The following is a 4,909-nucleotide window of genomic DNA, read 5'->3' on the forward strand; positions in this document are numbered from 1 at the left end:
GCCGGTGACGCGTTCCTCATCTCCGAAGCCGTGCGCGGCGAGGGGGCAGCGCTCATCGACGACGAGGGTCGCCGGTTCGTGTTCGACGTCCATCCGGACGGTGAGCTCGCTCCGCGTGACGTCGTCGCACGTGCCGTCGCACGACAGGCTCCCGTACAGGGGTCGCCGGTGCGATTGGATGCCACGATGATCGGCGCTGCGCGCCTGGCCGAGCGCTTCCCGACGATCGACCGGGTCACGCGCGAGCGCGGCTTCGACTGGGCGCGCGAGCCGATCCCGGTCACGCCGGCCGCACACTATCTGATGGGCGGCGTGGCGACGGATCTCGACGGGCAGACGTCTGTTCCCGGGCTCTTCGCCGCCGGTGAGGTCGCACGCACCGGCGTGCACGGCGCGAACCGGCTGGCGTCGAACTCGCTGCTCGAAGCCGCGGTCTTCGGCGCGCGGGCCGCGGATGCTGCGGGACACCGGGCACGGCTTCGACTCGTTGCGGGGAGCCGGGTTCGACTCGCTGCGCTCGCTCAGCCCGTTTCGTCTGCGGCGGCTGCGCCGCCTCCGCTCAACGACCCGCACCAGCGCAGTCACGGGTCGTTGAGCGACACCGCTACTCACGGGTCGTTGAGCGGTACTCCGACTCACGGGTCGTTGAGCGAGCGGAGCGAGACGAAACGCGTTGAGCGAGGAGCGCAGCGACGAGTCGAAGCGTCACGCACCGACCTCCAACTCCTGATGTGGGACGACGTCGGCCTCCTCCGCTCCCCCGGCCGCCTCACCGATGCCCTCGACACGATCCGCTCCTGGCGCGCGGCCGCCTCGGCACCCACGACCCGCGTCGAGCATGAGGCCGCTAATCTGCTCCTGCTCGCAGAGGCCACAGCATCTGCCGCTCTCGCCCGCACCGCATCGGTCGGCGCACACCATCTCGACCACGAACCCGCCCTGATCGGAGCTTGATGCTCACCGCAGCCACCCTCACCCGCGTCGTCGGTGCCGCTCTCGAAGAGGATGCCCCCTGGGGAGACCTCACCAGTACGACCCTGCTCCCGGCCGATGCCACGGCGACCGCCGACCTCACGGCGCGTGAGCCCGGGGTCTTCAGCGGCGGCGACGTGTTCGCGACAGCGTTCGCACTCACTGACCCGGCGATCACCGTCGATCTGCACGTCGCCGACGGCGACGAGTTCGCATCGGGCGATGTGCTGGCTTCAGTGTCGGGTTCGGCGCGCAGCATCCTGACCGCTGAGCGGGTTGCACTGAACTTCACCCAGCGTATGAGCGGCATCGCCACCCTCACCGCGCAGTACGTGCGTGCCATCGACGGCACTCGCGCTCGCATCGCCGACACCCGCAAGACGACGCCGGGACTGCGCGCCTTCGAACGTCACGCGGTCGTCTGCGGTGGCGGCAACAATCACCGGTTCTCGCTGTCGGATGCCGTGATGGCGAAGGACAACCATCTCGCGGTGCTTCAGTCCTCAGGCGCCGATCTCGCCCCCGCGTTGCGCGAGGCACTGTCGAAGCTTCCCCACACCACGCACGTCGTGATCGAAGTCGACCGACTCGACCAGATCGAGACCGTGCTCGCCGGTGGGGCGAACACGGTGCTGCTCGACAACTTCTCACTCGACGACCTGCGTGCAGGCGTGACCCTGATCGGCGACCGCGCCACCGTCGAGGCATCCGGCGGGGTGAATCTCGACACGGTCCGCGGGATCGCCGAAACCGGCGTCGACGTCATCTCGGTCGGCGCACTCACCCATTCGGCACGTGCGCTCGATCTCGGGCTGGACGTCCGGATCGGCTGATGCCGGACCTCGACTGATGCTCTACCTCGACCACGCGGCGACGTCTCCGGTGCGTCCGGAAGTGCTCGAAGCGATGCGCCCGTACCTCACCGGCGTCTTCGGCAATCCGTCGAGTCACCACACGATCGGCGAGGCCGCGGCGAGCGCGCTCGAAGACGCCAGGGCGCGCGTCGCACGGGTATTGGGCATGCGCGCGGGGGACGTGATCTTCACCGCCGGCGGCACCGAGGCGAACAATCTCGCTGTGAAGGGCATCGTGCTGGCGGCTCTCCAACGGGGAAAGCGGCACCTGGTCACCTCCCCGATCGAGCACGAGTCGATCTTGGAGTCGGCGGCGTTCCTCGAACGGTTCCACGGGGTGGATGTGTCGTACGTCGAGGTCGACGGGTTCGGCCGCATCACACCGGACGCACTCGCGGAGCAGTTGCGCGACGACACTGCGCTGGTCTCACTCGGACACGCGAACAACGAGATCGGCACGGTTCAGGATGCTGCGGCTCTTGCCGCAGTGACCGGGAAGGTACCGCTGCATCTGGATGCCGTGCAGTCGGCCGGGTGGCTTCCGCTGACTCGCCTCGGTGCCGACGCGATCTCGATCGCGGGGCACAAACTCGGCGCCCCCAAAGGGACCGGAGCGCTGGCGGTGCGCGGGCGGGTTCCGCTGGAGCCTCTGCTGCACGGCGGGGGCCAGGAGCGCGGTCGCCGCTCGGGGACGGAGAACGTCGCCGGAGCCGTCGGGCTCGCGGCGGCGCTGGAGATAGCGGAAGCAGAACGAGAGCGTCTCGCGGCGCAGGTCGGAACGCTGACCGCGCGGTTCATCGCGGGCGTCCTGGACGCGGTGCCGCAGGCGCGCCTGACCGGCGACCCCGAGCATCGGCTGCCCGGGACGGCGAGCTTCACCTTCGCTGGCACGAGCGGCGAAGCCGTGCTGCTGGAGTTGGAGCGGCGAGGAGTGGTTTCGTCGAGCGGCTCGGCATGTGCGGCGGGCATCGATGAGCCCTCACACGTGCTGCTGGCGTGCGGCATCGCGCCGGATGTCGCGCAGACTTCCGTGCGGTTCACCTTCGGTCGTGAGCCTGTGCCGGATGAGGCGCCGGCCCGCCTGGCCGCATTGGTGGCGGATGCTGTCATAGCCGTGGCGGGGTGAGGTGAGGCGGAGCGGGTCGTGGAAGCGGCTTCGTCTCGCTGCGCTCGCTCAACCCGTTTCGTCTGCGGCGCTGCGCGCCTCCGCTCAACGCCCGGGCTGCGCGGCTCCGCTCAACGCCCCGCAGCAGACCCCAATTGCACCGCGCGGGTCGTTGAGCGAGCGGAGCGAGACGAAACGCGTTGAGCGACGAGCGCAGCGAGGAGTCGAAACGAACCCTCCCCATAGACTCAGACCGTGCCAGAGCCGATCGTCACGCTCATCGTTCCCGGTCGCGACGTCGAGTCCTTCGCTCCGGGGGCGATCGCCTCGCTGCGGGCGCAGACCGAGACGCGCTGGCGGGCCATCCTCATCGATGACGGCTCCGTGGATGCCACCGGCGACGTATTCGCTGCCGCCGCGGCATCCGATCCCCGATTCGAGATTCTCCATCACGAAGCATCCCGGGGTCTTGGTGCCGCACGCAACATTGGTGTCGAGCGGGTCGACACGAAGTTCATCGGCTTCCTCGATGCCGACGACGAGCTCACCCCGACCGCCCTCGCGCGGCTGACCCGCACGCTGGCCGAGACGGGCAGCGACTTCGTCGCCGGCGCCTACGTCCGCACCCGCCCGCACGGCGACGGCTACCTGCCGGGCCGCGTGCAACCCTGGACATCCGCGGCGACGGACCCGGCACGCCTGCGCACGAACATCCTCGACCACCCAGCGGCGTCGTCGAACGTCGTCGCGTGGTCCAAGATGAGTCGCACCGAGTTGTGGAGCGATCTGCGGTTCACCGAGAACGTCGCATATGAGGATCAGATCGTCGCTCAGCAGATGTATGCGCGCGCCCGCGCCTTCGACGTCATCCCCGACGTCGTCGTGCACTGGCGCGTGCGTCCTGATGGCACCTCGATCACCCAGAGCAGGGATCAGCTGCCGGTGCTGCGCGACTATCTCGCCGCCCTCCGCGGCGGCATCCAGGTCCTGCAGAAAGCCGGTGCGCACACCGCGGTGACCGCGCGACTGGATCTCATCCTCGCCATGGACATGGCACCCCTCCAGGAGGTCGCCGCTTCGCACCCTGACCCTGATTACGCGGCCGAGGTCGCGGCGTTCCGCGACGAGCTGTACGCTCTGCCGGAGTTCGCCGCCGCCCGCCCCGACCCCGACCTGGCCACCGCGCTGTCCTGGTGATACGCGCCCTCACCGGAGCATCCATGAACCCCCACATCGAAGTACTCTTCTCCCTCGACGGCCGCACCGCTATCGTCACCGGCGGCAGCTCGGGCATCGGCCGCGGCATCGCGACGGCGCTCGCCCGCGCCGGTGCCGCCGTCGTCATCGTCGCGCGCGGACGCGACCGCGTCGACGAAACCGTTGCGTCGCTGGTGGACGAAGGATGCCGGGCCGCCGGCGCTGTCGGCGACCTGAGCACCCGCGCCGGCATCCGCGCAGCGGCTGAGGCCGCAACCGAACCGTTCGGCGAACCGGACATCCTGGTGAACTCCGCCGGCATCAACATCCGCCCGCCCTACGCCGAGATCACGGAGGACGACTGGGATGCCACGATGACCGTGAACGCCCTCGCGCCGTTCCTGCTCGGGCAGCGCTACGGCGTCGGCATGGCCGAGCGCGGCTACGGCCGCCTCATCCACATCAGCTCGCAGCAGGCGCACCGCGCGTTCGTCGGCAGCGGCGTCTATGGAGCGTCGAAGGGTGCCGTCGAATCGCTCATGCGGTCAGAAGCCGAGGCGTGGGGGCACCACGGCGTCACCAGCAATACGCTCGTGCCCGGTTTCGTGCTCACTCCCCTGAACGCTCGACTGCAGGACGACCCTGCCAAGGTTGCGCAACTCGCCGAACGCACCATGATCGGCCGCAACGGACTGCCGAGCGACTTCGCCGCGGCATCCGTCTTCCTCGCCGGAGCAGGCTCGGCGTACATCACCGGCCATTCGCTGTTCGTCGACGGCGG

Annotated in this window: 5 protein-coding genes; all 5 read left to right on the forward strand. The window is 69.5% G+C overall.

Translation table 11 applies throughout. From position 1 onward, the window contains the following. The coding region (locus ACTICP_RS15715; protein ID WP_441893958.1) for an FAD-binding protein at window positions 1-954 on the forward strand (954 nt) is incomplete at its 5' end. After that, complete coding sequence (nadC, locus tag ACTICP_RS15720; protein WP_441893960.1) at window positions 954-1,805, forward strand: carboxylating nicotinate-nucleotide diphosphorylase; 852 nt, start codon at window positions 954-956, stop codon at window positions 1,803-1,805. The genes ACTICP_RS15715 and nadC, both read left to right, overlap by 1 nt. 16 nt (window positions 1,806-1,821) lie before the next feature. After that, window positions 1,822-2,952, forward strand: coding sequence for a cysteine desulfurase family protein (locus tag ACTICP_RS15725; protein WP_441893966.1), 1,131 nt, complete (start codon window positions 1,822-1,824; stop codon window positions 2,950-2,952). Window positions 2,953-3,186: 234 nt separating this feature from the next. Then, window positions 3,187-4,128: a glycosyltransferase family 2 protein gene (locus ACTICP_RS15730; protein WP_441893962.1), complete on the forward strand. Its 942-nt coding sequence runs from the start codon at window positions 3,187-3,189 to the stop codon at window positions 4,126-4,128. A 23-nt stretch (window positions 4,129-4,151) separates the two neighbouring features. Next, a partial coding sequence (locus ACTICP_RS15735; RefSeq protein ID WP_441893964.1) for an SDR family NAD(P)-dependent oxidoreductase occupies window positions 4,152-4,909 on the forward strand: 758 nt, incomplete at its 3' end.

Source organism: Microbacterium sp., from assembly GCF_052102115.1.
Classification (GTDB): domain Bacteria; phylum Actinomycetota; class Actinomycetes; order Actinomycetales; family Microbacteriaceae; genus Microbacterium.